Raw genomic sequence first — 19656 nt, forward strand, 5'->3', positions numbered from 1 at the left:
CCCCTCACACCTCGATCGGCGCCGACACCGGCTGCGCCGCGACCTGATTCGCCGCAGCGGGATCGAGCAACCGGAGCACCCGCCGCCCGAGCCGCTCGATCCGCTCGACGTCCAGCGGCTGGGTTATCCGCCGATTCACGCCCGGCGCGATGCGCAGCATGAAATACCCCAGCCACGCCTCGGCCCGCACCGGCACCACCGCGAGGTCGTAGCGCACCGCGCGTTCGGCCGCCCGCGCCACCAGGTCCGGGCTCAGCGGGGAGAACGGCAGCCGCGCGGCGACGTCCTGCACCCGCCGCGCCAGTTCCTTACCCCGCGCGACCAACTCCTGATCGACCCCGACCGTCACCGCGTGCTCGCCGATATTGGTGTTGATCACCCCGGGGCAGATCGCGCTGACCCCGATTCCCTTGGGCCCGAACTCGAGTCGCAGGCACTCGGTGAGCATCTTCACCCCGGCCTTGGATACCGAATACGCCGACATCACCGGCGTCGGCGTGAATGCCGCCGCCGAAGCGATATTCACGATGTGCCCGCGCCTGCGGTTGTCGATCATCTGCTGCCCGAACACCCGGCAGCCGTGCACCACGCCGAGCAGGTTCACGCTCAGCTGCCGATCCCAGTCGGCCGGGGTCAGATCCACGAACGCGCCGCTGACCAGCAGGCCGGCATTGTTGACCAGCACATCCGGCACGCCGTGGTCGGCAAGCACGTCCCTGGCGAATCCCGTCCACGCATTCGGATCGGTCACGTCGAGCCGCGCCGCCGAGGCCCGCAGCCCGCGGGCGTGGATCATCGCCTCGGTGGCCAGCGCCGAATCCAGATCCAGATCCGAGACCACCACGTGCGCACCGGCTTTGGCGAACCGGATGGCGATCGCCCGGCCGATGCCGCTGCCCGCGCCGGTCACCACCACCAGTCCGGGGCGGATGTTGGTGAGTTTCATACCGATTCCTCGAGGATCGCGCCGGGCCGCCGGGTGGGAGCCGGCCGCCGGTAGTGGTAGTCGTCGAGATCGAAATGCCGGTTCTGCCAGTACATCTCGCCGTGCGTGGACGGCCGGAACGGCGAATCGCCGTGACTGTTGATGTAGTAGGTGTTCGACCCGGCGCACGCGGAGGTGAACAGGAAGTTCTTCTCTTGGCGGCGCAGACATTTGGCGAAGTACTCGTCGTGCGCGCGCCTGCTGATCTCGCACTCGGTCGCGCCGCGCCGTTTGGTCTCGGCGATGGCCCGGCTCAGATGCGCGGCCGTCGCCTCGATCATCCAGATGTAGGAACCGAGCACGAAGCCGTAGGGTCCGGTGATGGTGAACATATTCGGGAACCCGGGCACCGAGACACCGTGGTAGGCCTGGAACCGATTCTGGTCCCAGAACTCGCCGAGATCGAGCCCGTCGCGACCGGTTACCGGGAACGGCGGTATCGAATCCTTCTCCCACAGTTTGAATCCCGTGGCGCAGATCAGCACGTCGACCGGATGCTCCACCCCGTCCTCGGTGACGACGCCGCGCTCACCGATGAAGCCGATCGGGTCGGTGACCAGGCTGACGTCGGGCCGGTTGAACGTGGCCAGGTACTCGTTCGACATCGACGGACGCTTGCAGCCGAGCCCGTAGGACGGGATCAGCTTCTCCCGAACGATCGGATCGTGCACCTGCTTACGCATCCATCGCCGGGCCGGGATCTCGGCCAGCCGACGGCCGGCGTCGGAGAGCCAGGTGGGACCGGCCACCATGCCGCCCATCCCGATCTCGGTGGCGAGGGTGCCGACCATGCGGATACCGGAGCGCACCCACGGGCGTTCGAGCACGGCGCGACCCAACGGCCCGACCGCGGCATCGGTTTTCGGGAACACCCAGATCGGCGTCCGCTGGAACACGCTCAGGTGCTCGACCTCGTCGACGATGGCGGGCACCAGCTGCAACGCGGTCGCACCGGTCCCGATCACCGCGACCCGCTTACCGGCCAGCGCGACATCGTCGTCCCACAGCGCCGTGTGGATCAAGGTGCCGCCGAAATCGTGCAGGCCCGGAATGTCGGGCAGCTTCGGCCGTTCCAGCCCGCCGATCGCCATCACCACGTAGCGCGCGGTGAGCGTGCGGCCGCCGTCGGTGCCGAGCAGCCACAGGCTGTCCTCGGCATCGAACACCGCCGAGACGATCGTGGTGTTCAACCGCAGCTTCGGCCGCAGGCCGTACTTGTCCACCAGGTCCTCGGCATAGTCGCGCAGTTCGCTGCCGGGGGCGAAGATTCGTGACCAGTCGCCACGCTGCTCGTAGGAGAAGCTGTAGATGAACGACGGGATATCGACGGCCACACCGGGATAGGTGTTGGCGTGCCAGGTTCCGCCGACCCGATCCCACTTGTCCACGATGACGAAATCGTGGACGCCCTTGCGTTGCAGGGCGATCGCGGCGCCGATCCCGCCGAATCCCGCACCGACCACGATCACCTCGTGGTCGGGCTGCGCCGCGCTCATCGGACGCGATCCACGAGTGCGCCCTCGGCGCCGAACAATTCGGTCTGCCACCGGCGTAGCAGGGAGCCGGTGTCCACGTCGTCCGGGTGGAAGCCCGGCTTCAGATACACCTGGATCTCGCCGAGCAGGCCGCGCACGATGGGTCCGCGGATCAGCCGATAGGACTGCCGCGTCACCGTGATCGGCCGCCAGCCCTGCGGATCGGCGAGGATCGAGGCGAGCACCCCGAGGCCGACCACCGGGATCGTGAACGCGTAGAGCACCGACATGATCGCGATCCGCAGCCACTCCGGGCCGCCGACCGCGCGATACACGTCGAACGCCACCGACTTGTGTTCCAGCTCTTCGAGCGCGTGCCAGTTGAGCAGGTTGCGTACCTCCGGATCGCCCGCCAGTTCCTGGATTTCGGGACTGGACAGCACGCGCGCGGCCAGTACAGCGGTGTAGTGCTCGGCGGCGGCCGTGATGGCCAGGTGCGCGGCCGGCGGGGCCAGCCGCTCGGCCCGCCGCACGAGGTCCCCGCGCTGACTCACGAACCGGGGCAGGGGATAACCGAGCGCGAACAGCTGCTCGTTCAGCCTGCCGTGCTGCTGGCCGTGCACCGCCTCCTGGCCGATGAACGCGGCGACCCGCTTCTTCAGCACCGGATCGGTGATCTGCTCGGCGAATCGGCGCACGGATCGGATGAACGATTCCTCGCCGGGCGGAAAGACCGCCGAGAGCAGCGCGACCAGGTGGCTGAGCACGATGTCGTCGCCGGCGTAGTACTTGGTCATCGGTTCGGGTTCGCCGAAGCGGAATTTCATCCGCCGTACCTTCGGGTAGCCGCCCGCGCCGGTCTGCTGCACGCTGGAAGTCATGTGAATCTCCATTGATTCCGGGGTATTTCGGTGGGGGATCGGTTACTTCAGGTGATCGACGAGGCTGCCCTCGGTGCCGAACAGCTCTTTCTGCCAGCGCTGCAGCAACTCTCGTGAGTCGATGTCGTCGGGATGGAAGCCCGGCCGCAGATACAGCACCAGTTCGCGGCCGATGCCGCGGAACACCGGCCCGCGGAACAGTGTGTACGCCTCCCTGGCCAGGCTCAGCGGGTAGCGCCGGGCGTCCGGGTCGCGGCTGATCGACGCGGTGAGCGAGACCGCGGTGAGCGGCAGGGTCAGCGCGACCAGGGTCGCCATCGTGAGGATGCGCATCGTCTCCGTGCCGCCCACCGCGCGATACACGTCGAAGGCCACCGACTTGTGCTCGAGTTCCTCGAAAGCGTGCCAGTTCAACAGGTTTCGGACCTCGTCGTCACCGGCCAGCGCCTGGATCTCCGGACTCGACAGCACGCGCTCGGCCAGCACCGCCGTGTAGTGCTCGGCCGCCGCGGTGGCGGCCAGATGCAGGCGGGCGGGGAGGCGCTGTTCGAACCGCTTCTGCCGTTCGATGACGTCCGGCGCGTCCAGCCACTCGATGGCGTAGCCCAGCTCGATCAGCTTCTCGTTGAGCCGCCGGTGTTCCTGGCCGTGCATCGCCTCCTGGCCGATGAACCCGGCGACCCGCTTCTTCAGCACCGGGTCGGTGATCTGGTCGGCGAACCGGCGCACGGATCGGATGAACGACTCCTCGCCGGGCGGGAATCCGGCGGACAATCCGGCGATGAAGTGGCTGAACACCATGTCGCCGCCGGCGTAGTACTTCGACATGGGCACCGGCTCGCCGAAGCGGAATCTGATTCGCCTCGCCCTCGGGTATCCGCTGCCCGTGCGTTCCTTGCTACGCACACTCTGCTCGGTCATCTCGCACCTCATTGAGCTCGGTACCGTCAGTATGCGGTACTACTAGTACGATACCGTCTCAGACGGATAGGGCAAGAGGCGTTTGCGATACCGCAGGTAGGCGGAATTCTGTTGCGACTGTTGGTCAGCGGTGTCTGGTGACGCTGCGGGCCAGATCGGTCAGGCGATGTGCGCGGGCGTTCTCGGCCGGTGTGAACGGCTCGTCGGGACGGGTGAAGATCAGCGGGCGATCCGCCTGCCAGGGCACGACCAGGGTGGTTCCGTCGAATGTGAGGTCGCGGTGACCGAAGCTACCGGGCGCGAGGTAGCGGGCGCCGAGCAATTCGGCGATGGCGAGGGGGAGTTCGTCGGGGTCGGCGGCGACCCGGGCGGCGATGCCGAGCGCCTTGGTCTGGCCGTCGATCAGGGCGAAGGCGGAGGCAGGCCAGATGCGGACCGACGAGCCGCCGCCGTGCACGATCGCCGAGGTCAGCGCGTCCGGGGTGACGCCGGCCGGCGCGGCGACGACCAGTTCGTCCAGCACGGCCGATTCGAGCTGGTGCACATGGACATTGAGAATGTTCGCGCCGCGGCGGGCGAGGTGTCCGGTGAGCGCCTCCAGCTGTCCGGGACGGTCGTCGACCCGGACCCGGATGCGCCACAGGGCGGGCGCACGGTCGACGTCGTCGCGGCTGCGGAGTTCTGGGGCGTGCAACCACGCGCCGAGCACGCGGGTGGCGGAGGGTTCGACGACCCAGATGACGAGCACGGTCGTGCTGATCGTCAGCAAGGCGACGGTCAGCAGATAAGGCGGGTGGTAATACACGACGAGGGCGTGCAACCCGAGTTCGACCGGGAACACCGCGGCCAATTTGGCCAGCGTCAATCGCGCCCGGCGCGGGTGCGGCAACCGGCCGCACACGTCGCAGGCCAGCACGTGGACGCGATGTCGTGCTCGGATCGGGCGCATGCGCTCAGGGTCGGCGATGATCATTTCCGATCCCGTGCCGAATGTGTAACGCCGCAGTGAAATAGGAACGGAAAGCCGTTGAGCGGCAAGTGTTTACGGCGTGATGCCGGACACAGAACGGGCGCTGCGTGGCCGGGGGCACAGTGCCGGATACGTACACTGACGCCATGGCTGCCCGCATAACCGAATTGGTCCTCGACGTCGCCGACCCCGAACGGCTCGCCGCTTTCTGGAGTGCCGTTCTCGGTTATGTCGAACTCGATCGAGACAGCGACGGAAGCATCGAGATCGGGCCCGCCGAAGGTTTCGGCGGACCGCAGCCCACGATCATTCTCAGCCCGAGCGACGAGCCGCGGAACGGGAAACTCCGGCTGCACATCGACATCAATCCCACCGACCGCGATCAAGCCGCCGAGTTGGCGCGGTTACTGGCGCTCGGCGCCGAGCCGGTCGATATCGGCCAGGGCGACGACGTCAGCTGGCATGTGCTTGCCGATCCGGAAGGCAATGAATTCTGCCTGCTGCGGCGCCGGTTGCCGGAACTCTGAGCTGCTCGGGCGGGCGGCCGACGCGCCGGGGTGCGCGCGGTTTCCGCCCGGTGAGCGCCGACCGTGACAAAATGTTTGCTCAAATGTTGCGGAGTTACGACTATCGGGTTAGATTCGTGCCAAACCGATAGTCGTAAGTGCCCTGCCTGTTGAGTAATACCGGGAGCATCCGATGCGGAACCGACTTGTAGCTGCAACATTGCCTGTGATGGGACGTGCGTGAAATGACCATAATGATCACGCCGGACGACAATCTGCTGGCCACGAACGAGTTCCTCCGGGATGGCGTGCGCATGAGCGTCGCCATCGACCGACCCCAGCCCTACCCGACCGGCTCCGGCTGGCGCTGCCGGGTCCGCGTCGAATGCGGCACCCGCCTCGAACAGTCGCAGGTGGTGGCCCCCACCGCGCAGGAAGTCCTGCGACTCGCCCTCGAACTCATCACCACGCGCCTCGGTATGACCGAGTCCGAGTTCTTCGAGGGCGCCACCATGAGCCCTGCCGCCTGACCTCGAATAGCGTTGATTCCCACGCTCTTCCGGTAGTCGTCGAGGTGACGGCCGGCGGTCGATTCGGTTGCGCCTGCGGTGAACACGGTGCGCCGCCCCCGGAGTGCGGGCATGCTGGAGGGGTTGGTGCAAACGCGTAATCAGGGGTGGTGGTCGACGTGGCCGATGACGCCGCGATGGATGCCTATTCGCGCACGGTGATTCGGGTTGCCGCGTCGGTCACGCCGCACGTCGCCAGCGTGCGCACCAGGCGGGGGAGCGGGTCGGCGGTGGTGTTCACCGATGACGGATTCATGCTGACGAACGCGCACGTCATCGGGTCGGCCACGAACGGCGAGGTGGTGTTCGCGGACGGGGTGGAAGCCAAGTTCGATGTCGTCGGTATCGATCCGCTGTCGGATCTCGCGGTGCTGCGTTCGCGCAACGGCGCGCCCGGCGCGGTCACGCTGGGCGACGCGGACGAACTCGTCGTCGGTCAACTGGTGGTGGCCGTGGGCAGCCCGCTGGGCCTGGCCGGTTCGGTCACCGCGGGCGTGGTGAGCGCGCTGGGCCGCGCGGTACCCGTCGCGTCGCGCCGCGCAGGCCGGGTGATCGAAGACGTGATCCAAACCGACGCCGCCCTCAACCCCGGCAATTCCGGTGGCGCGCTGTCGGATTCGGCGGGCCGCGTGGTCGGCATCAATACCGCCGTCGCGGGAATCGGCCTCGGCCTTGCGATTCCGATCAACGCCACCACCCGCCGCATCATCGGCACCCTGCACACCGACGGCCGCGTCCGCCGCGCCTACCTCGGCCTGGTCGGCATGCCCGCCCCGCTCCCCGCCACCGTCGCCGCCCGCACCGGGCAGGCCGCCGGCGTCCGCATCATGGAGGTCGTGCGCGGCGGCCCCGCCGAGCAGGCCGGCCTGCGCCGCGGCGACCTGGTGCTCAGCGTCGCGCGCGCGGAAGTCCGTGATGCCCAGGGCATTCAACGCCAACTCTTCGCCGACGCCATCGGCATCGAACTCCCCGTCACCGTCCTGCGCAACGGCGCCATGGTCGACGTCGTCGCCGTCCCCATCGAACTGACCGTCGACTGACCACCTCGCCGCACACCTCCTGACCCGCCGCACATCGATTCGCATGCCATTGCGTGTGCGGGAAATCGAAGGGTGTGCGGCGGGTTACTCGGGGACCGTTGCGGGTGCTTCGGGGTGGAGGGTGGTTTCGGTGGTGAGGCGGGCGTCGAGAACGAGCCCGATCAGGCCGATGGCGATCAGGACGGCGGAGAAGACGATCAAGGCGGGGTGGGTGGTGCCGGTGAGGGCGTCGCCGAGGATGACCGTGCCGATGGTGCCGGGGAGGACGCCGATCAGGGTGGCGATCATGTACGGCCAGAAGCGGATCGAGGACAGTCCGCAGCAGTAGTTGATCACCGAGAACGGGACGGCCGCGATCAGCCGCAGCGAGCCGACGGCCAGCCAGCCGCGCCGCCGCAGGCGTTCGTCGACGGCGCGTACGGCGGGATGGGTGAGGCGGGAGGCGACCTGTTCGCGGTCCAGCGCGCGCACCAGCAGCAGCGCGAGGGCCGCGCTGACCGTGGTCGCGCCCACGGCGAGCGCGATGCCGAGCACCGGCCCGAACAGCAGCCCGGCGCTCACCGTGAACACCGTGCGCGGAATCGGCGCGACCGTCACCAGCGCGTGCACCACGAAGAACAGCAACGGAAAGATCGGGCCGACCGAGGTGGCCCAGTCCTGGATCTGGCGCGGGCTGGGTAGCGGGACCAGCACCGCGGCGACGAACAACACGACGAGGCCGGCGATCAACGCCAGCACGCGCGGGTCACGGATCAGCCTGGTCACCGGGGCCAGGTTACCGGGTGGTACTGGTACTAGGGGACAACACGTTGCCGAGCTCCCGCTAGCATCAGAAGAAACGGGACGAATGCTCGTTAACCAAAGTAGTCGCTGAACTGGGCGAATGCGGCGGTTTCGGCACACATGACGGGTGCGCCTGCAGTCGAGTGGAAGAGGAAAGCAAGCTATGCCGATTGCTTCAGAGCCCGGACCGGGATCGGCGCCCACGGGCGCGGATCCGGTGCCGCAGTTCGCCGAGTGGCGTAAGGGCGTGGCCGGGGTGCTGGCGAAGGTCCGGCGGGTCGAGATCGCCGATCTGCCGGCGGAACCAGAGCATCTGCTCGATGAGACGACGTACGACGGGCTGACCATCGCCCCGCTGTACACGCGCCGGGACGAACTTCCCGAGCAGCCGCTGCCGGGTGCGTATCCGTTCGTGCGCGGTGGCGACGCCACCCGCGACGTGCATCGCGGCTGGCACGTGAGCGCGCGCTTCGACGGTCGCGATGCGGCCGCGGTGAACCGGGAGATCATGGCGGGCCTGGGCAACGGCGTCAGCGCCGTGTGGCTCGGGGTCGGCGACAACGGCGTGCCCGCGGCGGAATTGCCCGCCGCGCTGTCGGGACTCCTGTTCGACCTCGCCCCGGTGACCTTGGACGCGGGAACCGCGACCGCTGACGCGGCTGCGCAGCTGTACGCCGCACTCGACGGGTATGAGGCGAACTCCCGCAAGGATATTCATGTCTGGCTGGGGGCTGCCCCGCTCACCAGCCGGTTCGCCGGCGTCGCCGATATCGAGCTCGCCGACACGGTGACCCTGGCCGCCAACGCGGTGGCGCGGGCCGAGGCGGTGCGCGCGATCACCGTGGACGGCACGGTATTCCACAACGCGGGCGCCTCCGACGCCCAGGAACTCGGCGCCGCCGTCGCCGCGGGCCTGGCCTACCTGCGCGCCCTCAGCGAGGGACTCGACATCGCGGATGCGTTGGAGCAGCTGAGCTTCCGCTTCGCCGCCACCGACGATCAATTCGCCACGGTCGCCAAGTTCCGGGCCGCCCGCCGGCTCTGGGCCCGCGTCGCGCACGTCTGCGGCGCACCGGATTTCGGCGGCGCACCGCAGCACGCGGTCACCTCCGCGGCCATGATGACCCAGCGCGACCCGTGGGTGAACCTGCTGCGCACCACCCTCGCGGCGTTCGGCGCGGGGGTCGGGGGTGCGGACGCGGTGACCGTGCTGACCTTCGATTCGGCCTTGCCCGCGGGCGAACTCGGCGTCTCGAAGTCGTTCGCGGACCGCATGGCGCGCAATACCCAGCTGCTGCTGCTCGAGGAATCCCATCTGGGTTTCGTGCAGGACCCGGCCGCCGGTTCCTGGTTCGTCGAGGACCTGACCGGCGCGCTCGCCGCGAAGGCGTGGGAGTTCATGCAGGAGATCGAGGCGGCGGGTGGCTATCTCGCCGCGCTCGAGTCCGGCCTGCTCGCCGAGCGCATCGCGGCGACCAAGGCCGCCCGCGATTCCGATGTCGCACACCGGAAGACGTCGGTGACCGGGGTGAACGAGTTCCCGAACCTGGCCGAGCCCCCGCTGTCCGAGGCGGCGCGCGCGGACGGCCGGGTGGCGCGCTACGGCGCCACCTTCGAGGCGTTGCGCAACCGGTCCGACGCCTACCTGGCCGAGCACGGCGCGCGGCCGAAGGCGCTGCTGGTGCCGCTCGGTTCGGTGGCCGAACACAACGTTCGGGTGACCTTCATCGCAAACCTGTTGGCCTCCGGTGGAATCGAGTCCGTCAATCCCGGACCATTGACCGTGGACGCGATCGCCGCGGCGGCCACCGAGGCCGGTGCGCCGATCGCGGTCCTGTGTGGTTCGGACAAGCGCTACGGCGTGGAAGCCGGTGCGGCGGTGGAGCAGCTGCGCGCCGCCGGCGTGGAAACGGTGTTGCTGGCCGGTGCCGCGAAGGCGGTGGCCGAGCTGACCGACGCGCAGCGTCCGGACGGATTCCTCGCGGCGAAGATCGATGCGGTCGCCGCGTTGTCCGGCCTGTTGGAGAAGGTGGGAGCCTGATGACTACTCGTGAAATCAAGCACGTGATAGGCAATTTCGCCGAGGTGCCGCTCACCGAGCGGGCGCCGGAGCCGGCCGCCGTGGACTCCGCGCAGGTCGAGGCCTTCGTCGCCGAGGCCGCGAAGGCGAATCACTATGCGCCCGAGCAGCTGGTGTGGTCGACGCCCGAGGGCATCGACGTGCCACCGGTGTTCACCAGGGCCGATCGGGATGCGGTTGTGGCCGAGGGCTATCCGCTCGACAGCGTGCCCGGCGTCGCGCCGTTCGTCCGCGGTCCCTACCCGACGATGTACGTCAACCAGCCGTGGACCATCCGCCAGTACGCGGGCTTCTCCACCGCCGCGGACTCGAATGCCTTCTACCGCCGCAATCTTCAGGCCGGGCAGAAGGGTCTGTCGGTCGCCTTCGACCTCGCCACGCATCGCGGTTACGACTCCGATCATCCGCGGGTGCAGGGTGACGTCGGCATGGCCGGGGTGGCCATCGACTCCATCCTCGACATGCGTCAGCTCTTCGACCACATCCCGCTCGACCAGGTCAGCGTGTCGATGACGATGAACGGCGCGGTGCTGCCGATCCTCGCGCTGTATGTCGTTGCGGCAGAAGAGCAGGGCGTCGGACCGGAGCAGCTGGCCGGAACCATTCAGAACGACATTCTGAAGGAGTTCATGGTCCGCAACACCTACATCTACCCGCCGAAGCCCTCGATGCGGATCATCTCCGATATCTTCGCGTTCACCAGCGCGAAGATGCCGAAGTTCAACTCGATCTCCATCTCCGGCTACCACATTCAGGAAGCCGGCGCGACCGCCGACCTGGAGCTGGCCTACACCCTCGCCGACGGCGTCGAGTACATCCGGGCCGGCATCGACGCGGGCATGGCGGTGGACAAGTTCGCGCCGCGGCTGTCGTTCTTCTGGGCCATCGGCATGAACTTCTTCATGGAGGTGGCCAAGCTGCGCGCCGGGCGGCTGCTGTGGAGCGAGCTGGTCGCGAAGTTCGAGCCGAAGAGCTCGAAATCGCTGTCGCTGCGCACCCATTCGCAGACCTCCGGCTGGTCGCTCACCGCGCAGGACGCGTACAACAACGTCGCGCGCACCTGCATCGAGGCGATGGCCGCGACCCAGGGGCACACCCAGTCGCTGCACACCAACGCGCTGGACGAGGCGCTCGCCCTGCCGACCGACTTCTCCGCCCGCATCGCGCGCAACACCCAGCTGCTCATCCAGCAGGAGTCCAAGACCACCCGGCCCGTTGACCCGTGGGGCGGTTCGTATTACGTCGAGTGGCTGACCCATCAGCTGGCCAACCGGGCACGCGCGCACATCGCCGAGGTGGAGGCGCACGGCGGGATGGCGCAGGCGATCGGCGAGGGCATTCCGAAGCTGCGCATCGAGGAGGCCGCCGCGCGCACGCAGGCGCGGATCGACACCGGGCAGCAGCCGGTGATCGGCATCAACAAGTATCAGGCCGAGGAGGACCAGCAGGTCGAGGTCCTCAAGGTGGAGAACTCGCGGGTGCGCGCGGAGCAGATCGAGAAGCTGCGTCAGCTGCGCGCCGACCGGGATTCGGCCGAGGTCGAACGCGCGCTGGCCGCATTGACCCGTGCCGCGGCCGCTTCCGCGGGCGGCATGGAGAACAACCTGCTGGCCCTCGCCATCGACGCCGCGCGCGCCAAGGCGACCGTCGGCGAGATCTCCGACGCGCTGGAGCAGGTCTACGGCCGCCACCAGGCCGAGATCCGTACCCTCTCCGGTGTGTACCGCGACGAGGCAGGGAAGGTCAGCAACATCACCAAGGCGAGCGATCTGGTCGAGGAGTTCGCCGAGGCGGAAGGCCGTCGCCCGCGTATCCTCGTCGCGAAAATGGGGCAGGACGGTCACGACCGCGGCCAGAAGGTGATCGCCACCGCCTTCGCCGATCTCGGCTTCGACGTGGACGTGGGCCCGCTGTTCCAGACCCCCGAGGAGGTGGCCCAGCAGGCGGCGGACAACGACGTGCACGTTGTCGGTGTGTCCTCGCTGGCGGCAGGCCACCTCACGCTGGTGCCCGCCTTGCGGCAGGCACTGGCCGATGCGGGGCGACCGGACATCATGGTCATCGTCGGCGGCGTCATCCCGCCCGGCGACTTCGACGCGCTGTACGAGGCGGGCGCGGCGGCGATCTTCCCGCCGGGCACCGTCATCGCGGACGCCGCGATCGATCTGCTGAAGAAGCTGGCCACCGAGCTCGGTCATCCCGAGCTGGGGTCCGAAAGCGGCAGCGGTGCCGGGGATTCCGCCGAGGGCGAATGAGCGAGCACAACTCTGTCGCTCCCTCGGCCGGCGGCGACCTTCGATCGGATTCGTCCGATGAGGGTCGCCCCGGTGCGCCGGCCGACCGCGGCCGCCGGTCGGCGAGCCGGACGATCGACGTCGACGCGATGGCGGAGGCCGTGCGCGCGGGGGAGCGGGCCGCGCTCGCGCGCGCGATCACCCTGGTCGAATCGACCCGCGCGGATCACCGGGACCTCGCGCAGCAGCTGCTGCTGAAGCTGACGCCGGACCGGCACAGCTCCGCGAACGCCGTGGTGTCGAATCGGGTTGGCATCACCGGTGTTCCTGGCGTCGGCAAGTCGACGTTCATCGACGCGCTCGGCATGGATCTGATCGGCAAGGGCCATCGGGTCGCGGTGCTCGCGGTCGATCCGTCGTCCACCCGCACCGGCGGTTCCATCCTCGGCGACAAGACCCGGATGGCTCGACTGTCGGTGGAGCGCAACGCCTATATCCGCCCCTCGCCCACCGCGGGCACGCTCGGCGGCGTGGCCAAGGCGACCCGTGAGACCATCGTGCTGCTCGAGGCCGCCGGTTACGACGTGATCCTGGTGGAGACGGTCGGCGTCGGCCAATCCGAGGTCACCGTCGCGAACATGGTCGACGTGTTCTGCTTCCTCACCCTGGCCCGCACCGGAGATCAGTTGCAGGGCATCAAGAAAGGCGTGCTCGAGCTCGCCGACCTGGTGGCGGTCAACAAGGCCGACGGCAAGCACGAGCTGGAGGCGAAGTCCGCCGCCCGCGAACTGGCCGGCGCGCTGCGCCTGATCCATCCGCACGACGCGCTGTGGCGCCCGCCGGTGCTCACCATGAGCGGTCTGGAGGGCACCGGCCTGGACAAGTTCTGGTCCACCGTGCTCGAACACCGCCGAGTCCTCACCGACGCGGGCGAATTCGACGAGAAGCGCCGTCGTCAGCAGGTCAACTGGACCTGGACCATGGTGCACGACCAGCTCCTGCGCCGCCTGGCCGACAATCCCAACGTGAAAGCCATTCGCGCCCAGGTGGAAAGCCAGGTCCGCGACGGAACCCTCACCGCCGCCCTCGCCGCCGAGGAACTGCTCCGCGCCTTCGATACGCACTGAGCTGCGGTGCTCACCCGAGCGGGTCGAGCACCGCGGCCCCCGTCTCTTGGAAGTGCTGCACATTCCGAGTGACCACGGCGACTCCATGTACTAGCGCGGTCGCCGCGATGAGCCCGCCGGCCATGTCGGTCGGCCGGATGCTGATCCGCGTCCACACCGGCACGACCTCGGTGGTGACGGGCAGAATCCGGTCGCCGTGCCGAGTTTCGATGTCCGCGATCGCCTGCTCGAACTTGTCCGCGCGCCCACTGCCGCCGCGGTGCCGCAGCAGTGCGACGCCGCGCCGTGGCTCGCCGAGGGGGATGACGCTCAGCCATGGCTCGGCGCGGTGGGTCTGACCGAACCAATCGACGACCCGCATATCGACCCCCGCGCGCACGAGCGCATGGAGCGCTGATCGGTCGCCCGTTGGTCGGAGTTGGTCTTCAGCTGGCTCGCCTGTTGCCTGATGCATGCCGTCTACCTGCGCAGTTCTCGGCTCCGGTCGATATTTGCCGAGTATCTGCTAGTTGTCGAGCGGCGTTGACGAGTAGTAAATTGGAAGGTTCCTCGGCTGGCGATGACGCGGCGACGAGGACTCGCCGGCCGATCTGTGCGGGGGGATCCTTCCCTCGGCGACGGCGAAGGAGGTGCTGGTGATGTCCGATGAGGCTATCGCTCGGCCGTCCGAATCCGGCATGGTGCGGCCGCAGTGGGTGTCCGGTCCGGAACCGCCTCCGCCGCAATGGAATCCGGAGCCGGTGCTGGTCACCGTCGGAGACATCGGGTGCACCGGAACGCAGGTGCTGACGCCGTCCGGGCAGCATCCGCTGGCGGGCACCACGTGGATCGTCACCAATCAGACGACCGTCGATCAGCGCATTCCGTCGTACGCGATCGTGCTCGCCGTGCTGCTGATGGTCTTCTGCCTGCTCGGACTGGTGTTCCTGGCGGTCAAGGAGGAGAAGATCCAGGGTTTCGTGCAGGTGAGTGTGCAGGGGACCGGGTTCTACTACGCGACCCAGGTGAAGATCACCGATCGCGCGCAGGTCTTCGATACCGAGCAGCGCGTCAACTACATTCGCGGTCTGGTCGCCGCATTGCCGCACGCCTGACCGGCGTGCTCATGGTGGGCATGCGAGGATCGGCCTGCGCCTGGGCATAGACCGGCGTGGCGTCGAATCAGGGTGCGTCGCCGAGGGATTCGAGCAGTACCCGTAGCGTGTCGGCGAGTGCCGCGCGCTGCTTCGGGGTGAGCGGGTCGAGCAACCGCTCCTCGGTGGCGACATGGTCGGGGAGCGCGTCGTCGATGAGCTCACGGCCGGCCTCGGTGAGCGACACGTGAATGCCGCGGCCGTCCGATTCGTTGGGTGACCGGCGCACCAGGCCGCGTTCTTCGAGGCGATCCAGGCGTTGCGTGATCGCGCCGGACGTGACCATCGATGAGTGCATCAGCTCGGTCGGGGTCAGCCGGTGCGGCGGCTCGCTGCGCCGCAGCGTGGCCAGGACGTCGAAGGATGCGGCGTCGAGGCCGTGTGCGGCAAAGGTCTTGCGCAGTTCGGTGCCGGTGATCTGACTCAGCCTGGACAGCCGCCCGAACACGGCCATGGGGGAGACGTCCAGGTCGGGGCGTTGAGCCTGCCATTGCGCCAGAACGCGGTCGACGTGATCGGTCACCACCGCACTCTAACGAATATCTCAGTGGTGAGGTATCTCATGGACGGAATTGCTCAGCGCTAAGTTAAGTTACTTAGAGCTAAGCAACTCGATACCGAGTCCGGAGGAGGACGAATCATGCGCATCACGGTGTTCGGCGCGACAGGGGACGTGGGCAGCAGGGTGGTGGCCGAGGCGTTGGCGCGCGGTCACGAGGTCGTCGCGGTGGTCCGCGACCCGGCCCGCGCGGCCGCCGTGCCCGCCGGGGCGGCGGTGCGGATCGGCGACGCGGCCGACCTCGACGACGTCGTAACGCTCAGTGCCGGACAGGATCTCGTGATCACCGCGACCCGGCCGCCGTCCGGTCGGGAACACGAACTGCCGGAGCTTACCTCGGTACTATTGAAAGCGTTGGCGCACAACGGCGTCCGCCTGTTGGTCGTCGGCGGTGCGGCGACGCTGCTGGTGCCGGACGCCGACGGTGCGACGTTGCACGAAACCCCGGACTTCCCGGCGGAATTGCGTCCGATCGCCCAGGCCTGCGCGGATCAGCTCGCACTGTGCCGCGCCGAAACCGTCGCGGACTGGACGTATTTGAGCCCACCGGCCGAGTTGGTGCCGGGGGAGCGGACCGGTACCTACCGCCGCGGCGTCGACGAGCTGCTCATCCGCGCCGACGGCGCCTCGACGATCTCGATCGAGGACTTCGCGGTCGCGCTGCTCGACGAGGCCGAACGTCCCGTGCATCGGCGCACCAGATTCACCGTGGGTGCGGCCTGAGCGCCGCCCACCGGAAGCAGAGGAAGTGCAGATGACCGAATCGGAGCGCACCTGCTGGCAGGCGATCGTGCGCAGCGGCGTGATCGAGCGACTGGACCAGGCCGGCTCGCTCGTCGCCTGGGAGTGGCGGCCGCGCGGCGTCACCAACTGGTACACCGCGGAATGCCGCGAGGACCTGGTGCGGATCGTGCACGCGTTGTCCCCGGGTGGTCGCGTCAGCTTCTATTTCGGCTCACTGCAGGACAATGCCGGTATCGACACCATCACCGTGGCCCTGCCGGATGCCGACGGCCGCACCCGCGCGGACCTGGACTAGCCCTGCGCGATACCGAAGAGGTCTGCGGCGTTCCGGTAGCAGACCTTGCGCATCCACTCGTCCCCGAGGTCGAGTCGCTCCAGCGCGTAGACGGCGTGGTCGTAGGTGTACGGGATGTTCGGGAAGTCGCTGCCGAACAGGATGCGGTCGGCGAAGGAACGCAGCCGACCGCGTTCACCGGGCGGGAACGGGTCGACCTCTTCGAAGAAGTCGGTGAACGTCATGGTGGTGTCGAAGCGGACGTCGGGGTATTTCTCGGCCAGATCGAAGAATTCGCCGTACTCGGGAGCGCCCATGTGCGCGACGATCAGCCGCAACCGCGGAAACCGCCGCAGCAGTGCGGCAATGGGTCCTGGTCCGGTGAATTCCCCGGCCACCGGCCCGGATCCGCAGTGGATCACCACCGGTGTCCGCGCGTCCTGGACCAGCCCCCACACCGGGTCGAGCAGCGGATCACCGGGATCGAACCCGCCGACCTGGATGTGCACCTTGAACAGCCGCGCACCACGCCGAATCGCTTCCGCGACATAGTCGTCGGCGCCCGGCTCGGGATAGAACGTCGCGGTGTGCAGGCAATCGGTGGTCCGCTCGGCGAACTCGGCCGTCCATTCGTTGAGCCAGGCGCCCATGCCGGGCTTGTGCGGATAGACCAGCGCGCTGAACGCGCGAACGCCGAAGCCGCGCAACGTCTTCAGCCGGACCTGCTCGTCGTCCCGATAGGTGATCGGCCAGGTGCGGGCGGTGAGCGGGCCGGCCGAATCGAAGTACGCCCACACCTTCCGCAGCACCTGCTCCGGCATGAAATGCGTGTGCACGTCGATGATTCCGGGCAGCCCGAGCCGATCGCGGAAGTCGGCGAGATAGGCGTTGTCGTCGTTGCCGCGGGTTGCGGTCGCTCCGGTCTCACACATGCGGCGGGTACACCTGTCGCGCGAAGTCGCCGACCCTGGTGATCAGCCGATCGAAGAACAGCTCCTGATCGGTGCCGATCACGATGTCCGCGTTGGGTTCCCGGCCCCACATGCCCGCCCAGTCGGCCACCGTGGTCGCGCGGGTCAACGTGCCGGCCAGCTCGACGTCGACCGTCGCCGGGCGGGTGACGGCAAGCGCGGGATCGAGCGCGACCGCCGCGGCGAACGGATCGTGCATGTGCGCGAGGTAACCGAGGTCGTAGTGGCGATGGAAGTCGAAGTAGAACCGCACCGCGTCGGTGGCGTAGCGGACGATCGGATTGCTCGCCGCCGACCGGGCCTCGGGCGGATCGGTCTCCGAAACCGTCTCCACCGGAACGCTGCCCGCGCGCTCGGCCAGCCGCGCCAGATGCTTCGGCCGCATCTCGATGGTCTCGGTGATGTCGAGCGCGCAGACGATCGGCCTGCGGTCGGCGGGCGCGGCGGAAAACGCGTCGAAGACCTCCTTGGCGGCCTCCGGATCGACGTGCACGTTCCACTCGTTGGTGGGCGTGGTGTTTCCGGGATGGTTGAACGCGCCACCCATGATCACCAGCCGGCGCAACAGCGTCGGCAACTCGGGTTCGAGCCGCAGGGCCAACGCCAGATTGGTCAGCGGCCCCGTGCACAGACCAACGATCGCCCCTGGCTGCGCGCGCACCAGATCGACCCACAGCTGCGCGGCCGACCGGGACGACAGCGTGCGCGAGGACTGCGGCAGCTCGGCATAGCCGACCCCCTGCGGCCCGTGCGTGTCCTCGGTGGTGCGCAGCGGGATCGCCAGCGGCTCGGCGGCCCCGAGCGCCACCTCGATCTCCGGCGCCCGGCACACGTCCAGCCAGGCGAGATTGTTCGCCGCCACCTGCGGGGCGGGCACGTTGCCCGCGGTCGACGCGATCCCGACGATCTCGGCCTCCGGCGACGCGAGGAGGTAGAGCAGCGCGAGGGAATCGTCGACCCCGGTATCGACATCCATGATGATCTTCTGCCGCACCCGACGAGACTAACCGCCGGTCTCGCCTCGGCTCCGCGCGGTGGTCAGTGGGTCTTCAGCGGCCAGGCCGGGCGATCACCGCCGTAAGCGGGGGCGGGCCAGCTGTAGGCCGGGTACTCCGCGATGGCGGGCGTCGCGGTGATGACGTCCCCGTACGACATGACCTCGGTGGGGTCGGGCAGGGCGGCGGGTGGGTGGCGGGGCGTGCGATCCGGCGCGGCGAGCAGCCAGGAGGCGGTGCGCGCCAAGGAGACTCGCACGTCACGGCCGATGCCGTCGGACGCGCGCGCGGCCAGCGCGTCGATGACGCCCGCGGCGAGCAGGTAGCCGGAGGCGTGGTCCAGCGCTTGCGCGGGCAGCGCGCTCGGCACCGACGGCGCGCCCTCGGCGATCGAAATCCCGGACGCCGCTTGCACGATGCTGTCGAATCCACGTCGCTCGGCCCAGGGCCCCGCCTCACCCCAGGCGCTCACCCGGCCGTGCACCATGCCCGGCCGGATCGCGGCGGTCAGCCCCGCGCGTTCCAGCGACCCCGGCCGATACCCGGTGACCAGCACATCGGCCGAGGCCAGCAGATCCCGGATCAGCGGCAGCTGCGCCCACAGATCGACCAGGGTCGACCGCTTGCCCTGCCCCGTATCCGCGTACTGCCAGGCGATTTCGGGCAGCCCCGGCGGATCCACCCGCAGCACGTCCGCGCCGAGCAACGCCAATGTCCGCGTCGCCACCGGCCCGGCGATCACCCTGGTCAGGTCGAGCACCCGCAGCCCGCGCAACGGCTGGAACGGCGCCGCCCCGACCGGCAATCCGGGCTCCCCGCGGTCGGCGCGCTGATCGATCGCGACCAGCGGCCCCATCGTGGCGGCCCACCCCTCGGCGCTGCCCAGCCACTCCTGCTCGGTGCGCACCCGCACCGCGATCGCACCGTGCGCGGCAGCATGATCCTCGATGTCGGCCGCGCGACTCATCGCCATCTGGGCGACCGCCAGATCGAACGGCGCGTCGAGCGGCAGCCCGAGCGCGGTGAGCAGCCGGTCGCGATGGTGCGGGTAGTTGGCGTGCGTGCGCACCCAGCCGTCGAAGGTGGGGAAGAATCCGGAGAGGTCGCCGAACATCGTCGCGGGGCGACCGCCGATGCTGAGCAGCCGTTCGCTACAGAATGCCGCGGTGATGCGCGCGGGATCGATGCGGTGCGGCACGGGGTCGAGCCCGCGCACGCCGCGGATTCGGTTGGCGGCGGCGATCAGCGCGGCGACCGACCCGGCGGCCAGCGACCAGACCGGAAGTGTCGCAGCCAGATTGCTGCCGGGGTCGGGCGAGGGCGTAATGGCAGAGGGGGTGACACCGATTCCGGCTTCGTAGTCGTGGACCAGCCGTGTGTGCGCGTTCACGCGAAAGAGCGTAATAGTT

20 protein-coding genes are annotated in these 19656 nt (G+C 68.7%); 9 read left to right on the forward strand and 11 right to left on the reverse strand.

What is annotated here, in order from left to right:
- Nucleotides 1–4: 4 nt before the first annotated feature.
- The 5 genes from ACFQ9K_RS29685 to ACFQ9K_RS29705 all read right to left on the reverse strand — a co-directional run bounded on the left by ACFQ9K_RS29685 (nucleotide 5) and on the right by ACFQ9K_RS29705 (nucleotide 5211).
- Complete coding sequence (locus tag ACFQ9K_RS29685; protein ID WP_378720115.1) at nucleotides 5–946, reverse strand: SDR family NAD(P)-dependent oxidoreductase; 942 nt, start codon at nucleotides 944–946, stop codon at nucleotides 5–7.
- Nucleotides 943–2481 carry a flavin-containing monooxygenase gene (locus tag ACFQ9K_RS29690; RefSeq protein WP_378720113.1) on the reverse strand — a complete coding sequence of 513 codons (1539 nt, stop codon included), beginning with the start codon at nucleotides 2479–2481 and terminating at the stop codon, nucleotides 943–945. Before ACFQ9K_RS29690 ends, ACFQ9K_RS29685 begins: the two co-directional genes overlap by 4 nt.
- Nucleotides 2478–3341: a metal-dependent hydrolase gene (locus ACFQ9K_RS29695; RefSeq protein ID WP_378720111.1), complete on the reverse strand. Its 864-nt coding sequence runs from the start codon at nucleotides 3339–3341 to the stop codon at nucleotides 2478–2480. The genes ACFQ9K_RS29690 and ACFQ9K_RS29695 overlap by 4 nt, the downstream gene beginning before the upstream one ends.
- Nucleotides 3342–3383: 42 nt before the next feature.
- On the reverse strand, nucleotides 3384–4262 hold the full coding sequence (locus ACFQ9K_RS29700) for a metal-dependent hydrolase (protein WP_378720109.1): 879 nt from the start codon (nucleotides 4260–4262) through the stop codon (nucleotides 3384–3386).
- Nucleotides 4263–4386: 124 nt separating this feature from the next.
- Nucleotides 4387–5211: an amino acid-binding protein gene (locus ACFQ9K_RS29705; RefSeq protein WP_378720107.1), complete on the reverse strand. Its 825-nt coding sequence runs from the start codon at nucleotides 5209–5211 to the stop codon at nucleotides 4387–4389.
- Nucleotides 5212–5378: 167 nt separating this feature from the next.
- Between ACFQ9K_RS29705 and ACFQ9K_RS29710 the strand changes: the two genes are divergently transcribed.
- From ACFQ9K_RS29710 to ACFQ9K_RS29720, 3 genes are all read left to right on the forward strand, one after another.
- Nucleotides 5379–5759 carry a VOC family protein gene (locus ACFQ9K_RS29710; protein WP_378720105.1) on the forward strand — a complete coding sequence of 127 codons (381 nt, stop codon included), beginning with the start codon at nucleotides 5379–5381 and terminating at the stop codon, nucleotides 5757–5759.
- Nucleotides 5760–5983: 224 nt separating this feature from the next.
- Nucleotides 5984–6268, forward strand: coding sequence for a hypothetical protein (locus ACFQ9K_RS29715; protein ID WP_378720103.1), 285 nt, complete (start codon nucleotides 5984–5986; stop codon nucleotides 6266–6268).
- A gap of 176 nt (nucleotides 6269–6444) precedes the next feature.
- Entirely contained in the window at nucleotides 6445–7347 is a 903-nt protein-coding gene (locus tag ACFQ9K_RS29720) for a S1C family serine protease (RefSeq protein ID WP_378720138.1), read from the forward strand.
- Nucleotides 7348–7431: 84 nt separating this feature from the next.
- Here ACFQ9K_RS29720 and ACFQ9K_RS29725 read toward each other — a convergent pair whose 3' ends face one another.
- Nucleotides 7432–8112 carry a TVP38/TMEM64 family protein gene (locus ACFQ9K_RS29725; RefSeq protein ID WP_378720101.1) on the reverse strand — a complete coding sequence of 227 codons (681 nt, stop codon included), beginning with the start codon at nucleotides 8110–8112 and terminating at the stop codon, nucleotides 7432–7434.
- A gap of 181 nt (nucleotides 8113–8293) precedes the next feature.
- Between ACFQ9K_RS29725 and ACFQ9K_RS29730 the strand changes: the two genes are divergently transcribed.
- Genes ACFQ9K_RS29730 through meaB form a run of 3 tightly spaced genes read left to right on the forward strand, consistent with a single transcriptional unit; the run spans nucleotide 8294 to nucleotide 13571 of the window.
- Entirely contained in the window at nucleotides 8294–10171 is a 1878-nt protein-coding gene (locus ACFQ9K_RS29730) for a methylmalonyl-CoA mutase family protein (RefSeq protein ID WP_378720099.1), read from the forward strand.
- On the forward strand, nucleotides 10171–12465 hold the full coding sequence (scpA, locus tag ACFQ9K_RS29735; RefSeq protein WP_378720097.1) for a methylmalonyl-CoA mutase: 2295 nt from the start codon (nucleotides 10171–10173) through the stop codon (nucleotides 12463–12465). The genes ACFQ9K_RS29730 and scpA overlap by 1 nt, the downstream gene beginning before the upstream one ends.
- Nucleotides 12462–13571, forward strand: a complete 1110-nt coding sequence (gene meaB / locus ACFQ9K_RS29740) for a methylmalonyl Co-A mutase-associated GTPase MeaB (RefSeq protein WP_378720096.1) — start codon at nucleotides 12462–12464, stop codon at nucleotides 13569–13571. The genes scpA and meaB overlap by 4 nt, the downstream gene beginning before the upstream one ends.
- A 10-nt stretch (nucleotides 13572–13581) precedes the next feature.
- Here meaB and ACFQ9K_RS29745 read toward each other — a convergent pair whose 3' ends face one another.
- Nucleotides 13582–13932 carry a hypothetical protein gene (locus tag ACFQ9K_RS29745; protein WP_378720095.1) on the reverse strand — a complete coding sequence of 117 codons (351 nt, stop codon included), beginning with the start codon at nucleotides 13930–13932 and terminating at the stop codon, nucleotides 13582–13584.
- Between the two features lie 277 nt (nucleotides 13933–14209).
- On the opposite strand from ACFQ9K_RS29745, the gene ACFQ9K_RS29750 reads away from it, so the two are divergent.
- The gene (locus ACFQ9K_RS29750) at nucleotides 14210–14665 is read left to right on the forward strand and encodes a hypothetical protein (protein ID WP_378720094.1); all 456 of its coding nucleotides are present in this window, start codon (nucleotides 14210–14212) and stop codon (nucleotides 14663–14665) included.
- Between the two features lie 67 nt (nucleotides 14666–14732).
- Here the strand turns inward: ACFQ9K_RS29750 and ACFQ9K_RS29755 are convergent, their stop codons facing one another.
- On the reverse strand, nucleotides 14733–15227 hold the full coding sequence (locus ACFQ9K_RS29755) for a MarR family winged helix-turn-helix transcriptional regulator (protein ID WP_378720092.1): 495 nt from the start codon (nucleotides 15225–15227) through the stop codon (nucleotides 14733–14735).
- Between the two features lie 117 nt (nucleotides 15228–15344).
- Here ACFQ9K_RS29755 and ACFQ9K_RS29760 point away from each other — a divergent pair, with 117 nt between their 5' ends.
- Together ACFQ9K_RS29760 and ACFQ9K_RS29765 are read left to right on the forward strand one after the other, a co-directional pair.
- Nucleotides 15345–15986: an NAD(P)-dependent oxidoreductase gene (locus ACFQ9K_RS29760; protein ID WP_378720091.1), complete on the forward strand. Its 642-nt coding sequence runs from the start codon at nucleotides 15345–15347 to the stop codon at nucleotides 15984–15986.
- Nucleotides 15987–16017: 31 nt separating this feature from the next.
- Entirely contained in the window at nucleotides 16018–16302 is a 285-nt protein-coding gene (locus tag ACFQ9K_RS29765; RefSeq protein ID WP_378720090.1) for a hypothetical protein, read from the forward strand.
- Here ACFQ9K_RS29765 and ACFQ9K_RS29770 read toward each other — a convergent pair.
- The 3 genes from ACFQ9K_RS29770 to ACFQ9K_RS29780 form a co-directional block, all read right to left on the reverse strand.
- Nucleotides 16299–17213 (reverse strand): amidohydrolase family protein, encoded by a 915-nt coding sequence (locus tag ACFQ9K_RS29770; protein ID WP_378720088.1) that lies wholly within the window; start codon nucleotides 17211–17213, stop codon nucleotides 16299–16301. The genes ACFQ9K_RS29765 and ACFQ9K_RS29770 overlap by 4 nt on opposite strands.
- Nucleotides 17206–18228, reverse strand: coding sequence for a nucleoside hydrolase (locus tag ACFQ9K_RS29775; RefSeq protein ID WP_378720136.1), 1023 nt, complete (start codon nucleotides 18226–18228; stop codon nucleotides 17206–17208). The genes ACFQ9K_RS29770 and ACFQ9K_RS29775 overlap by 8 nt, the downstream gene beginning before the upstream one ends.
- Nucleotides 18229–18290: 62 nt before the next feature.
- Entirely contained in the window at nucleotides 18291–19637 is a 1347-nt protein-coding gene (locus tag ACFQ9K_RS29780) for a CoA transferase (RefSeq protein ID WP_378720087.1), read from the reverse strand.
- Nucleotides 19638–19656 lie beyond the last annotated feature (19 nt).

Source organism: Nocardia sp. NPDC056564 (assembly GCF_042793755.1).
Lineage (GTDB): Bacteria > Actinomycetota > Actinomycetes > Mycobacteriales > Mycobacteriaceae > Nocardia.